Genomic DNA, 15,001 nt, shown 5'->3' on the forward strand with positions numbered 1-15,001 from the left:
AAATCACTATCTGCTCCGTAACTTGGCCCCTAGGCTCTGTTCATGTTGCAGTGCAGCATGGGTTGAATTGTAGCGATGCTGCACTGCAATGCAAGCATTTTTTGTTGCAGTGCAACAATTTAGATGCAAAGGCCTAGTTCGGCACTTTTTCACGCCCTTGTCGCCTTGGGCAACTAGCGCGCGCCGCGCTGGCAGAATGGACCCATGGACCACGCACCCGCCAAACCCCATGCCGAACCGCGCAGCGCCTACAAGGTGTTTCGCCCCATCTCCACCCGTTGGTCCGACAACGATGTTTATGGCCACGTGAACAACGTCGTCTACTACAGCTGGTTCGATACCGCAGTGAACGCCTACCTGATTGAACAGGGAGTGTTGGACATCCAAGGGGGCAGCACCATCGGCCTAGTGGTGGAGACGCAATGCAACTACTTTGCCTCGCTGGCTTTCCCGCAGTCGGTGCAAGCCGGCATCCGCGTTGCCAAGCTGGGTACATCGAGCGTGCGTTACGAGGTAGGTATCTTTGGCGAGGGCGAGCTCACTGCCGCCAAGGGACATTTTGTACATGTCTATGTCGACCAGATCACCCGCAAACCAGTGGCGCTGCCGCCGGCCCTTAAACACGTATTGGAGACCCTCGTATGAACGCTTCCGTGGTGGACGACGCCATTGCCTCCCGCATGTCGGTGCGGGCTTTTACCGGGCAGCCGGTGGCGCGCACTGATATTGAAGCGATCCTCCAGGTGGCCAGCCGCGCGCCCAGTGGCACCAACTGCCAGCCCTGGAAGGTCTATGTGCTGCAGGGCGACAGCCGCAGTGCTTTGGTGGACAAAGTGTGTGCTGTCCACGACGCCATCCGTGCCAACCCGGCGCTGGCAGCCGACTACCAGGAAGCTTATGACTACTACCCAGCCCAGTGGGTCAGCCCCTATATCGACCGCCGCCGCGAGAACGGCTGGGGCCTGTACGGCCTGCTGGGCATAGGCAAGGCAGACAAGGACAAGATGCATGCCCAGCACCAGCGCAACTTCCGCTTTTTTGACGCGCCGGTGGGCCTGATGTTCACCGTGGACAAGGTTATGGGGCGTGGCTCGCTGGTGGACTACGGTGCATTCTTGCAGAACATCATGGTGGCCGCACGGGGCCGGGGCTTGCATACCTGCCCGCAGGCGGCCTGGAACGGCTTTGCCAAGGTGATCCTGCCGCATATCGGAGCCGGGGAGGGTGAGATGCTGGTGTGCGGCATGGCACTGGGCTACGCGGATGCGCAAGCGCCCGTGAATGGCTACCACACACCGCGCGTGCCGGTGGCGGAATTCACCCACTGGCTTGAATAAGGCCGAATATTTATAAGAAATTGGGCTCTAGCCCCTGGGGATGCTGCGTAAGCAGCTATTAATAAAATAGCAAAACAAGGCGCCTGCGCGGCGTCACCTGTGACACCATGATCATTGCCAGCCTTCTGGATACCGACCTGTACAAGTTCACCATGATGCAGGTGGTCTTGCACCAGTTTCCGGGCGCGCAGGTGGAGTACCGTTTCAAATGCCGCAACCCCGGGGTAAACCTAGCGGTCCATGCGGACGAGATCCGGCAGGAAATTCGCGCTTTGTGCAACCTGCGTTTTCAGGACGACGAACTGGCCTACCTGCGTTCGCTGCGTTTCATCAAGAGTGACTTCGTGGACTTTCTGGGCCTCTTCAAGCTCAACGAAAAGTACATCACCGTCACTGCGCTACCTACGGGTGAACTGGAGATCGTGATCGAAGGGCCGTGGCTGCACACCATCCTCTTTGAGATCCCGGTGCTGGCCATCGTCAACGAGGTCTACTTCCGCAACACCCAGCCCAAGCCAGATCTGGACGAAGGCCGACGACGACTGGACATCAAGATTGCCGAGCTGCGGGAAGCGGGGCTGGGGGATTTGAAGATTGCCGACTACGGCACGCGGCGCCGGTTCTCGCGCGCCTGGCACGAGGAGGTGCTGCGCGTGCTGGCGGCCAAGCTGGGTACGGTGCGCAGCCCGGGGCAGACCGGTGCTGCCCCGGGGCAGCTGGCTGGCACTAGCAATGTGCTGCAGGCCATGCGCATGGGCCTGTTGCCGTTGGGCACCATGGCGCACGAGTATCTGCAGGCCTCGCAGGCATTGGGGCCACGGCTGCGCGACAGCCAAATTTTTGCCTTCGAGTCGTGGGCGCGTGAATACCGGGGTGATCTGGGCATTGCGCTCAGCGACGTCTACGGCATGAACGCCTTCTTGCGCGATTTCGACATGTACTTCTGCAAGCTGTTCGATGGTGCCCGCCACGACAGTGGCGACCCCTTCACTTGGGGCGAGCGCATGCTGGAGCATTACCAGCGCAACCGTGTGAACCCGCGCACCAAAACCCTGATCTTTAGCGATGGCCTGACTGTGCCGCGCACCATTGCGCTGTACCAGCAGTTCCGTGGGCGTTGCCTGCTGGCCTTTGGCATCGGCACCAATCTCACCAACGATCTGGGTTACGAGCCCTTGCAAATCGTCATCAAGATGGTGCGCTGCAACGGCCAACCGGTGGCCAAGTTGTCGGATACTCCTTCCAAGAATATGTGCGATGACGAGAAATACTTGGCCTACCTGCGCCAGGTCTTCCAAATCACATCGCCCGCCTGATCGCCAGCTGCACCGTCCAGCGCCTTTTTCCAGGGAATCGCATGTCCATGTCCGCCGCCAAGCCCCGCATCCTTGTGGCCCGAGCCATTTTTCCAGAGGTGCTGGATGCCCTGTCCCAGCACTTCGATGTGGAGTCCAACCAAGCTGACGTCGACTGGGGGCCCGAGGAACTGGCCCAGCGCCTGCTGGACAAGGACGGCGCGCTGACCACGGGCAGCGTGCGCATCAGTGCTGAATTGCTGGCTGCTTGCCCGCGCTTGCGCATCTGCGCCAACATGGCGGTGGGCTTCAACAACTTTGACGTGGACGCCATGACGGCGGCCGGCGTGCAGGGTACCAATGCCCCCGACGTGCTGACCGAAACCACCGCTGATTTCGGCTTTGCCCTGCTGATGGCCACGGCCCGGCGCGTGACCGAGAGCGAACACTACTTGCGTGCAGGCCAATGGAAGCGCTGGCGCTATGACATGTTTTGTGGTTCTGACGTCCATGGCGCCACGCTGGGCATCATCGGCATGGGGCGCATTGGCCAAGCCATTGCGCGGCGCGGTGCCTTGGGCTTCGGCATGCAGGTGATCTACCACAACCGCAGCCGCCTGGACGCGGCCACCGAGGCCACGTGTGGTGCCCGTTATGTGGACAAGGAGACCCTGCTGCGGACAGCCGACCACGTGGTGCTGGTGGTGCCGTATTCGGCTGCGTCGCACCACACCATTGGGGCGGCAGAACTGGCCCTGATGCAGCCCACGGCGACCCTGGTCAACATTGCCCGGGGCGGCGTGGTGGATGACGCGGCATTGGCGCAGGCACTGCGCGAGCGGCGTATTGCGGCAGCGGGCCTGGACGTGTTTGAGGGCGAGCCGCAGGTCCACCCGGATTTGCTGACCGTGCCCAACGTGGTGCTCACGCCGCACATCGCCAGCGCCACGCTGCGCACGCGCCGTGCCATGGCGCAGCTGGCAGCCGACAACCTGGTCGACTTCTTTGCCTGCGGCACGGTACGTACCCCCATCAATACGCCACGGCCCGTGGCCCGACGCGCATGAAGTGGTGGCCGCAGACCGACGCCGACATCGGCGCGGGCGGCGCCTCTTCTGCGGATGGCATGGCAGGCATAGGCGCGGTTGCCCGCGGTTTTAACGCCAGCATTTTTGTGGTGTGCGGCTTGGTGATTGTGGTGGCCTATGCACTGGGCCTCTTCACCGATGGCTTGAATATGCGCAACATGGTGTTGCTCGTGTGTCTGGCCGCACTGGTGCAGGTGTTCCTCATCCGGGGCTGGGTGCGCTCCAGTTCGGCAGTGGTGCTGGTGCTGCTGTTTGTGGGGGTGTACTCCAGCATGTTGCGCTTTGGCTCTGTCAGCATTGCGCAGGCAGCCCTGGCGGGCATCCCGCTGATTTACTGCGTGGTGATTTTGGGGGAGCGTGCGGGGCTGGTCCTGCTCTTGCTCTCGGTGGCTGCCAGCGCGGGTATTACCTGGGCGCAGGTGACGGGGCGCTTGCTGCCTGTGGCACCCACGGTCCCTGCAGCCCAGTGGGCCATCCTCACCACCGGGTTTGTAGTCGCTTACCGCATGGCCGTGCTGATCAAGCGCCACCTGTTGGATGCTTCCCAGCGCATCAACGCGGCGCAAAAGATGCTGCTGGACGAGCGTGATGCCAGCAATGCGCGTGTGCTCAAGGCTTTGTCTGAGCTGGAGCGCCAGCGGTATGTGATCGACCAGCACGCCATCGTCACCATCATGGATCTGGGCGGCCATCTGACCTATGGCAACCAGCGTTTTGTGGAAATCAGTGGGTACGCGCCGCAAGAGTTTTTGGGCAAGAGCTACCGCATGATGGACTCCGCCCAGCACGACGAGCGTTTCTACGCCGACCTGCTGCACACCGTGGCGCAGGGCAAGGTCTGGCGCTCGGAGTTGTGCAACCGCGCCAAGGACGGCACCCTGTACTGGCTGGACACCACCATCGCCGCCTTCATGCACACCGATGGCACACCACGCGAGTACATCACGGTGAGCACCGACATCACCCAGCGCCGCCAGGCAGAGCAGTCGGCCCTAGCCGCCAGCCAGGCCAAGTCGCAGTTCTTGGCGAATATGAGCCACGAGATCCGCACGCCCATGAACGGCGTAGTGGGCATGGTGGACCTGCTGCGTGCCACCGAACTCACGCGCGAGCAGCGCCGCATGGTGGGCACCATCCACGACTCGTCGATCGCGCTGCTGCAGATCCTCAACGACATCCTCGACTTCTCCAAGATCGAGGCCGACAAGCTGGAAGTGGAGGCCATGCCCACCCACCTGCGCGAGCTGGCTGAAGGGGTTGGCCAGCTCATGGTCACCATTTCGGCAGGCAAGGACATCGATCTTTCGGTGCTGGTTGATCCTGATCTGCCCGCCTGGGTCTGGGTGGATCCGACCCGCCTTCGCCAAGTGCTCTATAACCTGGTCGGCAATGCCCTGAAGTTCACCCTAGGCCGGGCCGAGCGGCGCGGCAATGTGCGTCTGTACGTGCGTGCCGCACAGCAGACGCAGGGCGTGCCCATGCTGGAGCTGAGCGTGATGGACAACGGCATTGGAATGGCCCCTGAGCTGGTGGAGCGCCTGTTCGAAGCCTTTGCCCAGGCCGACGTGAGCACGGCGCGCCAGTTTGGTGGCACGGGCCTGGGCCTGACCATCAGCCGCCGCTTGGTGGAAATGATGCATGGCCGCATCCTGGTGCACAGCACCCTGGGCGAGGGCTCCATCTTCACCGTGCTGCTGCCACTGCAGGTGGCCACCGTAGGCGGCGAGGTGGCGCCCGGTGTTCGTCTGGACGACACGCAGGTGCTGCTGGTGACCGATGACCCGGACTGTGCCCAAAACCTGCCAGGCCACCTGCGCCTCGCCGGTGCCCAGGTGCAAACCGTGCACACCCTGGACCAGTCAGGCACCTGGATGGCGGCGGCCCAAGGCCAAGCGGTATTGCTGTTGGATGTGGACGCCGCCTGGGATGAATCGGTGGATCACTGGGCCCAGGCGCAGGCAGGCCGTGGCGTGGTGCGCTTGGTTCGGCAAAACCAGAGCAGCCTGCCGGGCCGCTCGGTCACGGTATGTGCCCGGCCGCTGCTGCTGCAAGAGTTGCTGCGTGGCATAGCCTTGGCTTGTGGACGCTTGTCGGTACCGGCTGTAGTGCCGCCGCCTGCTCCGGCGCCTGCGCTCAGCCCCTTACCTTTGTCGGTGGAGGCCGCACGTGCAGAGGGCCGGCTGATCCTGTTGGTGGAGGACAACGAAACCAACCGCGAGGTCATGCAGGAGCAACTGCGTATCCTCGGGTACGCCGCCGAAACTGCTGCGGATGGTGCCACGGCACTTGCGATGTGGCGCGATGGCCGCTACGGCCTGATGCTGACCGACTGCCACATGCCGCACATGGACGGCTTTGCGCTGACGGAGGCGATCCGCCAGGCCGAAGGTCCGCAGGAGCACATGCCCATCGTGGCGGTAACGGCCAATGCCATGGATGGTGAACTGCAGCACTGCCTAGAGCGCGGCATGGACGACTACCTGACCAAGCCTCTGCGTCTGAGCGAGCTAGGCGCCATGCTGGCCAAATGGCTGCCGCGCGATAACGGTGCGCAGGCCGCGCCACCGCAATGGGATAGCCAGGCGCTAAGCCGCATGGTGGGCGATGACCCAACCATGCACCGCCGCTTGTTGGACCGCTTTGTCACGACCACTTCGGCCCAGATGGGCGAGTTGGACGTGCTGCGGGGCGCGCAGGATCTCAAGGGACTGGCTGCCGTGGGGCACCGGCTCAAGTCCTCGGCCCACACAGTGGGCGCCATGCAACTGGGGGCCTTGTGCCAGGATTTGGAAACCCAAGCGCGCCAAGGCAAGGCCGACGAGGCGTTGGCCTTGGTGCCGGCTATCCAGCAGGCATTTACCGCGGTAGAACCGATGCTGCGTGGTCGATAGTCTGCTATGAATTCAGGAGCTGTTTGCGCACATTCCAAGAGGGCGGGAGTGCGTTTTTATTACTATTTGGGTGGGCGTGGCAATGCAAGGGTTTGATTGGTTGCTGCTAGGCCTGGCGGTGGTGCAGTTCGTGGTATTGGTGCTTCTGCTGGTGCGGCGCCCTGGTTCAATACCCCCCAGCCCCCTGCAAGAGATGCAGCGCCAAGAGCTGCTGGCCTTGGTCAAGACCAGCAGTGAGCGGCTGGAACGCGAACTGCGCCGCGAGGTCACCGAATCTGCCCGTGGGGGGCGCCAGGAGTTGGCGCAAAACCTGGCCACGTTTCAGCAAAGCCTGGTGCAGCAGAGCGCCGAGGCCACGCGCACGCAGAACACCCAGATCGACGCCTTTGGCCAGCAGCTGGCCTTGCTGCAAAAAACGCTGTCGGATACGCTGACCAACCAGCTCTCGGGATTGAGCGAATCCAACGCCCGGCGCATGAGCGAAGTGCGCGAAACGCTGGAGAAGCAACTGGCCCAGCTGCAAACCACCAACGCCGCCAAGCTCGACGAGATGCGTGCCACCGTGGACGAGAAGCTGCAGACCACGCTGCAAGCCCGCCTGGGCGAGAGCTTCAAGCAGGTGGCCGAGCGGCTGGAGCAGGTGCACAAGGGTCTCGGCGAAATGCAGACGCTGGCGCAAGGCGTGGGCGACCTGAAGCACCTGCTGACCAACGTCAAGACGCGCGGCATGTTTGGCGAGGCCCAGCTGGCCAGCCTGCTGGAGCAGGTGTTTGTGCCCGACCAATACGCCACCCAGGTGGCCACGCGCCCCGGCAGCAAGAACGTGGTGGACTTTGCCATCAAGCTGCCTGGTAAATCCGACGACGGTGCGCCGCTGTGGCTGCCCATCGATGCCAAGTTCCCCAACGAAGACTACGAGCGCCTGCTCGACGCCCAGGGCCGTGCCGATGTGCTGGCGACCGAGGCTGCAGGCAAGGCGCTGGAGATGCGTATCCGACTTGAGGCCAAGTCGATTGCCGAGAAATACGTGGAGCCCCCGTACACCACCGATTTCGCCATCCTCTTCCTACCCACCGAAGGCTTGTACGCCGAGGTGCTGCGCCGCCCTGGGCTGATGGAGGCCCTGCAGCGCGAGCACCGCATCACGCTGGCCGGGCCCACCACGCTCTTGGCCATGCTTAGTTCCTTGCAAATGGGCTTTCGCACGTTGGCACTGGAGAAGCGTTCCAGCGAGGTGTGGCAAGTGTTGGGTGCCGTCAAGACCGAGTTTGGCAAGTTTGGCGACGTGCTGGCCAAGGTCAAGTCGCAGACCGAGACAGTGCTCAAGACCCTGGACAGCGCCGAGGTGCGCAGCCGTGCCATGGGCCGTGCACTGAAGAAGGTGGACGCGCTACCCGACACGCAGGCCCAGGCCCTGATTCCGGCGGACCGCGACTTTGACCGCGATGCGGACAGTGGCGCGGCATGAGTGACGCTGCTGCGCAGGGCCACACCAACAGCAGCCTTTTGGGTCTGTTGCGCTTGGTTGCCGGCCAAGTTTGCCTGCACGCCAGCATGGCGGGCATGCGAATGGCGGCGCCGCTGTGGGCCTTGCAGCAAGGGTATGGTCCTTTGGCGGTTGGTTTTCTGCTGGCTTTGTTTTCACTGAGCCAAGTGTTCTTGGCTTTGCCTGCGGGGCGTTATGCCGACCAGCACGGCCTGCTGCGGCCCGTCGCGCTGGGGATCATCGCCTCCATGCTGGGAGGCGGGCTGGCGGCAGTGCTTCCGTCCTTTGCCACACTGTGTTTCAGCGCATTGCTCATGGGCGCTGCGACGGGTGCTGCATCGATCGCGCTACAGCGCCATGTCGGGCGTGCCGCCCATGGCGCACAAGAGCTGCGGCGCGTCTTTAGCTGGCTGTCGATTGGCCCGGCGGTATCCAATTTTCTAGGGCCGGTGTGTGTGGGGCTGCTGATCGACCACGCCGGGGTGTGGCTGGGGGGGCGAGCGGCGGATGCCAACGGTTTCCTTGTCGCCTTCGCGCTCACTGCTTTGGCGCCCGCGCTGGCCTGGCTGTGTGTACGGGGTGTAGCGGATATGCCCGCCGCGCCTGGAGATGCGGGCGCAGCACCGCCCAGCGTGTGGCCATTGCTGCGCGAACCCCTGATGCGCCGGCTGTTGCTGGTGAACTGGTTGTTGTCGAGTTGTTGGGACGTCCACACGTTTGTCGTGCCCGTTTTGGGCCATGAGCGGGGCTTCAGTGCCTCGGTGATCGGTACCATCTTGGGGGGCTTTGCGGTGGCTGCGGCGTCGGTGCGGCTGCTGATGCCTCTTTTGGCAGCCCATCTGCGCGAATGGGCGGTGGTGACAGGGGCCATGGTGGCCACTGCCGTCTTGTTTGCGGTCTATCCCTTTATGCCGGGCGCTTGGTCGATGGGCCTGTGTTCGGTGTTGCTGGGCTTGGCTTTGGGCACAGTGCAACCCATGCTCATGAGCACCTTGCACCAGATCACGCCACACGCATTGCATGGCCAGGCGATTGCGTTGCGGCTCATGAGTATCAACCTCTCTAGCGTGCTGATGCCCTTGCTGTTTGGCACTGCCGGCGTGGTGGTGGGCGTGTCCGTGGTGTTCTGGACCGTGGGCGCCATGGTGGGCATGGGCGCCCGCATGGCCTGGGGCTTGCAGCCCCGGTCTCTGCCGTAGTGGCTGCGGGCTTACAAGGGCAGGTTGTAGAAGGTGCGGATGGTGTCCCAAGCTTCCTGCGGGTCGTCGGTATAGCGCAGCAGGTCCAGGTCTTCCGGTGAAATTGCGCCTTCCTCTACCAGCACGTCCATGTTGATCAGGCGTTTCCAGTAGTCCGTTCCAAACAACACGATGGGCACCGGCTTGGCCTTGCGCGTCTGCACCAGGGTGATGACTTCAAACAGCTCGTCCAGCGTGCCAAAGCCGCCAGGAAAAGCCACCAGCGCCTTGGCGCGCATCATGAAGTGCATCTTGCGGGTGGCAAAGTAGTGGAACTTGAAGCTCAGCGACGGCGTGACATAAGGATTGGCCCGTTGCTCGTGGGGCAGGGCGATGTTCAGGCCCGGTGTGGGGGCGCCCATCTCAAATGCACCGCGGTTGGCCGCCTCCATGATGCCGGGGCCACCCCCGGTGCAAATGAACAGGCGGTCTTTCAGCGGTTTGCGCGCGCTGTAGCCGGCCACCAAGCGGGCAAACAGGCGGGCGTTGTCGTAGTGCTTGGCATTGCGCACATGGCGCTCGGCCAGTGCCAGTGCCTTGGCGTCACCACTGGTTTTGGCGGCCTTGAGTGCGGCATTGGCATCTTCAGGCGAGGGGAAGCGGGCGCTGCCAAACACCACCACAGTGTTCTCCACCCCTTGGGCCGCTTGGTCCAGATCCGGCTTGAGCATTTCCAGCTGGATGCGCAGGCCGCGGGTTTCGCGACGCAGCAGGAACTCGGGGTCGGCAAAGGCCAGGCGGTAGGCGTCGGCTTCCAGCATATTGCCCATATCAGCATGGGCTTGCAGGTCGGCCCAGGCGTTGGCCAGGCGGGCTTCGTTGAGGTTTTGCGTGTTTTCCATGGGCGCATTGTCACCTCATTTCGGCGGAGCGCAGCCCAACAAAAAAAGGCTCCCGAAGGAGCCCTTTTTAGCCGGTGAAAGACTTAGACGCGCTTGCGGTATTCGCCGGTGCGGGTGTCGATTTCGACCTTGTCGTTCTGCGCCACAAAAATTGGCACACCGATTTCGAAGCCGGTGGCAATCTTGGCAGGCTTCAGCACCTTGCCGGAGGTGTCACCCTTCACAGCGGGTTCGGTCCAAGTGATTTCACGCACCACGCTGGTAGGCAGTTCGACGGAAATGGCCTTGCCTTCGTAGAACACCACTTCAGCGGTCATGCCGTCTTCCAGGTAGTTCAGAGCGTCGCCCATGTTTTCGGATTCAACTTCGTACTGGTTGTAGTCTGCGTCCATCCAGACGTACAAGGGATCGGCAAAGTAGGAGTAGGTGCAGTCCTTCTTGTCCAGAATGATCTGGTCCATCTTGTCGTCGGCCTTGAACACCACTTCGGTACCGAAGTTGGCAATCAGGCTCTTGAGCTTCATGCGCACGGTGGCAGCATTGCGGCCGCCACGGGCGTATTCGGTTTTCAGGACGACCATGGGGTCTTTGCCGTGCATGATCACGTTGCCGGCGCGGATTTCTTGAGCGATTTTCATAGGGTTGCAGGAACGAATGTCGCCGGAGGCGACTGTAGGCCGCTGTTTGCGGCGGGGCATGACTTGCCCCAAAACTCAGGCGGCAAATTCAGCAAAGCCTTGGATTTTATCGTTTTTTCTGCACGAACCCGATGAGTTGGGTTGCCAGGTCGTTCATTTGCAGCAGAGTGTGGCGCCACCGCCGCGCCGTTTGCGACCACTCGGCCAGCGGCAAATCACCCCATGGCAGCGCTAGGTCCGTGCTTGGCAAGCCATTCCAGGCCACATGCGCCGCACGCAAGGAGGCGGGTGCCTGCATCTGGTCCAGCAGGGCATGGAGCTTGTCGGCGTGGGCGCCATCGTCTTGCGGATAGATGTGCCAGAGCCAGGGTTTGCCGGCCCAGATGGCGCGCACCAGCGAATCTTCGCCGCGCACTAGGTTCAGGTCGCAGGCCCAGAGCAGTTCGTCAAACGCGGTCTGAGTCAGTGGGGGCAATGTATGCAGGCTGAGTGTGCCAGTGCCGGTTGCTGGCATACCCAGCGGTGCCAATGCTGCCTGCACCGCGCGCTGTGCGCGGCCAGGAGTGATCAGCAGCAGCGAGGGCGTTGCACTTGCCGCGAATCCTTGCAGCAGTGTTGGCAGTGCTGCCGGCTCGTAACAAAACAGAGAGATAAGGCGCTGGCCCTGCCAGGCAATACCGTGATTTACCAGCCAGGTCGCGCGGGCGGTGGCGTCAAACGTTGCTTGGCGAGCGAGTGTGTCTGCTTCGCGCAGCAGCCCGCCGGTGCGTGGGGTGAAGCCGGGGTAGTAGAAATGTTTGGTCCAGCCCCGCGCCGGGCCCTGCATTACGGGCGAGGGCAGGGCGTGGCAGCGCTCGACGTAGGGCTCCGCCGAAAGATACTCCAGGTTAATCCAGACTGGTATTTTTGAGTTGTTTTGGCCTGTGGTTTCCGTATTTGCTGCGTGAGCAGCTATGAATTCAATAGCAATCTCGCAGCCAAATCCTTCCACCCATACGTCGGCAGGTGGCAGGGTTTGCAACAATGCGGGGTTCTGCGCATCGGCCCATTTCCGCACTTGCACGCCAGGCCAGCGCCCCTCTAGGGCGCCAGGCGCCATCCAGGCCAAGGCGCTGGCGTCATCCACCCACAGGCGAACGGAGTGACCGCGCCGTCCCAGGTCGGCAGCCAGGCGCCAACACACGCCAATATCGCCAAAGTTGTCGATGACTCTGCAGAAAATATCCCATTGCATGGCGGCTATTGTCCATGCTCGGATGAAGGCGCTGGGAGCAAGCACAATAGCGTCCCATGTCTGAAGACCAACCCGCTGAAACCCATTCGGAAGCGCTGCTGCGCGACGTGGCGGCCCTGCCGTCATTGCCCGGCGTGTACCGCTACTTTGATGCGGACAACCAGCTGCTCTACGTGGGCAAGGCCATCAGCCTGAAGAAGCGCGTCAGCAGCTATTTTCAGAAGGACCATGGCGGCACGCGCATCGGCCACATGGTGAGCAAGATTGTCCGCATGGAGACCACGGTGGTGCGCTCCGAGGCTGAGGCCTTGTTGTTGGAAAACAACCTCATCAAGACACTGAACCCGAAGTACAACATCCTGTTTCGGGACGACAAGAGCTACCCCTATCTCAAGATGACTGGCACGCCCCTGGTGCCAAAAAATCTGGCGCCTGCCGAGCCTGGTGCCAAGGCCCGGCCGCCACAACCGGTGGAGTTCGCCCGCGTGTCCTACTACCGCGGCGGCGTGGAAAAGAAGCACCGCTACTTCGGCCCCTATCCCAGTGCCTGGGCGGTGAAAGAGGCCATTTTGCTGATGCAAAAGGTGTTCCGCCTGCGCACCTGCGAAGACCCCGTATTCAGCAACCGCACGCGGCCTTGCCTGCTGTACCAGATCAAACGCTGCTCCGCGCCCTGCGTGGGCCACATCAGCCCGCTGGACTATGCGCAGGACGTCGCGAATGCTGAGCGCTTCTTGCGCGGTGAGGCCCAGGACGTCATGCGCGGCCTGGAGGCGCGCATGATGGCGCACGCCGAGAAGCTGGAATTCGAGCAGGCCGCCGAGCTGCGCAATCAGGTCGCGGCGCTCTCCAATGTCCTGCACCAACAGTCGGTGGACAACGTGTCGGACCGCGATGTGGACATCCTGGCCGTCAAGGTGCAGGGCGGCAAGGCCTGTGTGAACCTGGCCATGGTGCGTGGCGGCCGCCACTTGGGTGACCGGCCCTATTTCCCTGTGCATGTGGAGGACGCCACGGCCATGGGCGAGGCCGATGACAGCGAGGCCAAGAAGTCGGTTGAGGCACGCGTGCTGGAGGCGTTTTTGTCGCAGCACTACATCGACGTGCCCATGCCGGGCGCTTTGGTGGTGAGCGAGCCTGTGGGCAAGGGGCTGCTGCAAGCGCTGTCGGAGCAGACCGGCGTCAAGGTCACGGCGGTGCACCAGCCGCGCGAGCAGCGGCGTGCCTGGCTGGATATGGCGCAGACCAATGCCGGGCTGCAGCTGGCACGTCTGCTGGCGGAAGAGGGGTCGCAACAGGCGCGCACGCGCGCACTGGCCGATGCACTCGATCTGGCGCAGGATGATCTGGACGCCTTGCGTATTGAGTGCTTCGACATCTCGCACACGGCGGGCGAGGCCACGCAGGCCTCGTGTGTGGTGTTCCAGCACCACAAGATGCAGAACAGCGAGTACCGTCGCTTCAATATCGATGGCATCACCGGCGGAGATGATTACGCCGCCATGCGCCAGGTGCTGACGCGCCGTTACAGCAAGCTGGCCGATGCGCTGCGCGAGGCCAAGCATCTGGGCACCACGCCCAGTGGTACGGCACGCCTACCTGACTTGGTACTGGTGGACGGCGGTAAGGGCCAAGTTGCTATGGCGCGTGAAGTGTTTGAGGGCCTGGGGCTGGACCTCTCCCTCATCGTAGGGGTGGAGAAGGGCGAGGGCCGCAAGGTGGGGCTGGAGGAACTGGTGTTTGCCGATGGCCGCGAGAAGGTCTACCTAGGCGCCGACTCGGCCGCGCTCATGCTGGTCGCCCAGATCCGCGACGAGGCGCACCGCTTTGCCATTACCGGTATGCGCGCCGCACGCGCCAAGGTGCGCACGGGCGGTGGCAAACTGGAAGAAATTCCGGGCATAGGCCCCAAGCGCCGTGCCAAACTGCTGCAGCGTTTTGGTGGTGTGCGGGGCGTGGCGCTGGCCAGCGCGCAGGACATCGCCACAGTGGATGGCATATCCAAGGAACTGGCAGATGAAATCTACCGGGCCCTGCATTAGCCGTGCCACAATCCCGCCATGTTTATGACCATCCCCACCCTCATGACCTGGACGCGAATCTTCGCGATTCCCCTCATTGTGGGCGTCTTCTATTTGCCTGAATCCATGGCCTCGGTGTATGAGCGCAACTTGGTGGCGACCATCATGTTTGTTGTCTTTGCGGCTACGGACTGGTTGGATGGTTACTTGGCACGCAAGCTCAACCAGACTTCGTCGTTTGGTGCCTTTCTGGACCCGGTGGCGGACAAATTTTTGGTCTGCGCCTGCGTTCTGGTGCTGGTGCACCTGCAGCGCGCCGACGTGTTTGTGGCCCTCATCATCATTGGCCGTGAGATTGCGATCTCGGCTTTGCGCGAGTGGATGGCACAGATTGGTGCATCGCGCAGCGTGGCCGTGCACATGATTGGCAAAATTAAGACCGTAGTGCAAATGGTGGCCATCCCGTTTTTGCTGTTCGACGGTGTGCTGTTCGGCCTGATTGATACGCATCAATGGGGCGTCTGGCTTATTTGGGCGGCAGCTGTCCTCACCGTCTGGTCCATGGTTTATTACCTGCAGAAAGCACTGCCAGAAATCCGCGCCCGCACCAAGTAAGCCAGTGCTTTGATCGAGTGCCCCGAAGCGGTGCGCCCCGCGTGGCACCTACAATTTGTTGCATTTGAGCTTGTGTCACCTCGCAGAAAAAACTTCCACGCTGTGCCCGAATTTGGAAAGAATTGCGTCTAGAATTCGCCTCCGCGCTGTCGCAATGTTGCAGGGCATATTGACATGGTATGAGGCCGTGGCTTTAATGCAATGCAGCAGTTTCGGCTGCCACTGCCGAACCATGTGTGCGTGCGTTGTTTGACATGACGCAGCCTTTGTTGATTGCAGGCAGTAGAACAAAATTTGAAGAGACATTCCATTAATT

The 15,001-nt window shown here is 62.2% G+C and carries 12 protein-coding genes; 9 read left to right on the forward strand and 3 right to left on the reverse strand.

Annotation, left to right across the window (positions count from 1 at the left end):
- Positions 1–204: 204 nt before the first annotated feature.
- The 7 genes from CHU94_RS12595 to CHU94_RS12625 all read left to right on the forward strand — a co-directional run bounded on the left by CHU94_RS12595 (position 205) and on the right by CHU94_RS12625 (position 9,296).
- A complete protein-coding gene (locus tag CHU94_RS12595; RefSeq protein ID WP_094480351.1) occupies positions 205–645 on the forward strand; it encodes a thioesterase family protein in 441 nt (146 codons plus the stop codon).
- Positions 642–1,337, forward strand: a complete 696-nt coding sequence (locus CHU94_RS12600) for a nitroreductase (protein WP_094480353.1) — start codon at positions 642–644, stop codon at positions 1,335–1,337. Before CHU94_RS12595 ends, CHU94_RS12600 begins: the two co-directional genes overlap by 4 nt.
- A 107-nt stretch (positions 1,338–1,444) precedes the next feature.
- Entirely contained in the window at positions 1,445–2,653 is a 1,209-nt protein-coding gene (pncB, locus tag CHU94_RS12605) for a nicotinate phosphoribosyltransferase (protein ID WP_094480355.1), read from the forward strand.
- A 41-nt stretch (positions 2,654–2,694) separates the two neighbouring features.
- Positions 2,695–3,699, forward strand: coding sequence for a D-glycerate dehydrogenase (locus tag CHU94_RS12610; protein ID WP_255033938.1), 1,005 nt, complete (start codon positions 2,695–2,697; stop codon positions 3,697–3,699).
- On the forward strand, positions 3,696–6,611 hold the full coding sequence (locus CHU94_RS12615) for a response regulator (protein WP_094480357.1): 2,916 nt from the start codon (positions 3,696–3,698) through the stop codon (positions 6,609–6,611). Before CHU94_RS12610 ends, CHU94_RS12615 begins: the two co-directional genes overlap by 4 nt.
- A gap of 82 nt (positions 6,612–6,693) precedes the next feature.
- Complete coding sequence (rmuC, locus tag CHU94_RS12620) at positions 6,694–8,079, forward strand: DNA recombination protein RmuC (RefSeq protein ID WP_094480359.1); 1,386 nt, start codon at positions 6,694–6,696, stop codon at positions 8,077–8,079.
- The gene (locus CHU94_RS12625; protein ID WP_094480361.1) at positions 8,076–9,296 is read left to right on the forward strand and encodes an MFS transporter; all 1,221 of its coding nucleotides are present in this window, start codon (positions 8,076–8,078) and stop codon (positions 9,294–9,296) included. The genes rmuC and CHU94_RS12625 overlap by 4 nt, the downstream gene beginning before the upstream one ends.
- A gap of 11 nt (positions 9,297–9,307) precedes the next feature.
- Here the strand turns inward: CHU94_RS12625 and CHU94_RS12630 are convergent, their stop codons facing one another.
- From CHU94_RS12630 to earP, 3 genes are all read right to left on the reverse strand, one after another.
- Positions 9,308–10,177, reverse strand: a complete 870-nt coding sequence (locus CHU94_RS12630; protein WP_094480363.1) for a TIGR00730 family Rossman fold protein — start codon at positions 10,175–10,177, stop codon at positions 9,308–9,310.
- Between the two features lie 83 nt (positions 10,178–10,260).
- A complete protein-coding gene (gene efp / locus CHU94_RS12635; protein ID WP_094480365.1) occupies positions 10,261–10,815 on the reverse strand; it encodes an elongation factor P in 555 nt (184 codons plus the stop codon).
- A gap of 106 nt (positions 10,816–10,921) precedes the next feature.
- A complete protein-coding gene (gene earP, locus CHU94_RS12640) occupies positions 10,922–12,049 on the reverse strand; it encodes an elongation factor P maturation arginine rhamnosyltransferase EarP (protein WP_094480367.1) in 1,128 nt (375 codons plus the stop codon).
- Between the two features lie 56 nt (positions 12,050–12,105).
- Here earP and uvrC point away from each other — a divergent pair, with 56 nt between their 5' ends.
- Both uvrC and pgsA read left to right on the forward strand, forming a co-directional pair.
- Positions 12,106–14,091, forward strand: coding sequence for an excinuclease ABC subunit UvrC (gene uvrC, locus CHU94_RS12645; RefSeq protein ID WP_094480369.1), 1,986 nt, complete (start codon positions 12,106–12,108; stop codon positions 14,089–14,091).
- A gap of 18 nt (positions 14,092–14,109) precedes the next feature.
- Positions 14,110–14,685, forward strand: coding sequence for a CDP-diacylglycerol--glycerol-3-phosphate 3-phosphatidyltransferase (gene pgsA, locus CHU94_RS12650; protein WP_094480371.1), 576 nt, complete (start codon positions 14,110–14,112; stop codon positions 14,683–14,685).
- Positions 14,686–15,001 lie beyond the last annotated feature (316 nt).

Source organism: Rhodoferax sp. TH121 (genome assembly GCF_002251855.1).
GTDB lineage: Bacteria > Pseudomonadota > Gammaproteobacteria > Burkholderiales > Burkholderiaceae_C > Allorhodoferax.

What these genes read in the sequence shown, in the direction of transcription:
- CHU94_RS12610 (WP_255033938.1), top strand. Translation starts at nt 2,695, where the DNA reads ATGTCCATGTCCGCCGCCAAGCCCCGCATCCTTGTGGCCCGAGCCATT.
- CHU94_RS12615 (WP_094480357.1), top strand. Translation starts at nt 3,696, where the DNA reads ATGAAGTGGTGGCCGCAGACCGACGCCGACATCGGCGCGGGCGGCGCC.
- pgsA (WP_094480371.1), top strand. Translation starts at nt 14,110, where the DNA reads ATGTTTATGACCATCCCCACCCTCATGACCTGGACGCGAATCTTCGCG.
- CHU94_RS12630 (WP_094480363.1), bottom strand. Translation starts at nt 10,177, where the DNA reads ATGGAAAACACGCAAAACCTCAACGAAGCCCGCCTGGCCAACGCCTGG.
- earP (WP_094480367.1), bottom strand. Translation starts at nt 12,049, where the DNA reads ATGCAATGGGATATTTTCTGCAGAGTCATCGACAACTTTGGCGATATT.
- CHU94_RS12595 (WP_094480351.1), top strand. Translation starts at nt 205, where the DNA reads ATGGACCACGCACCCGCCAAACCCCATGCCGAACCGCGCAGCGCCTAC.
- efp (WP_094480365.1), bottom strand. Translation starts at nt 10,815, where the DNA reads ATGAAAATCGCTCAAGAAATCCGCGCCGGCAACGTGATCATGCACGGC.
- CHU94_RS12600 (WP_094480353.1), top strand. Translation starts at nt 642, where the DNA reads ATGAACGCTTCCGTGGTGGACGACGCCATTGCCTCCCGCATGTCGGTG.
- rmuC (WP_094480359.1), top strand. Translation starts at nt 6,694, where the DNA reads ATGCAAGGGTTTGATTGGTTGCTGCTAGGCCTGGCGGTGGTGCAGTTC.
- CHU94_RS12625 (WP_094480361.1), top strand. Translation starts at nt 8,076, where the DNA reads ATGAGTGACGCTGCTGCGCAGGGCCACACCAACAGCAGCCTTTTGGGT.
- uvrC (WP_094480369.1), top strand. Translation starts at nt 12,106, where the DNA reads ATGTCTGAAGACCAACCCGCTGAAACCCATTCGGAAGCGCTGCTGCGC.
- pncB (WP_094480355.1), top strand. Translation starts at nt 1,445, where the DNA reads ATGATCATTGCCAGCCTTCTGGATACCGACCTGTACAAGTTCACCATG.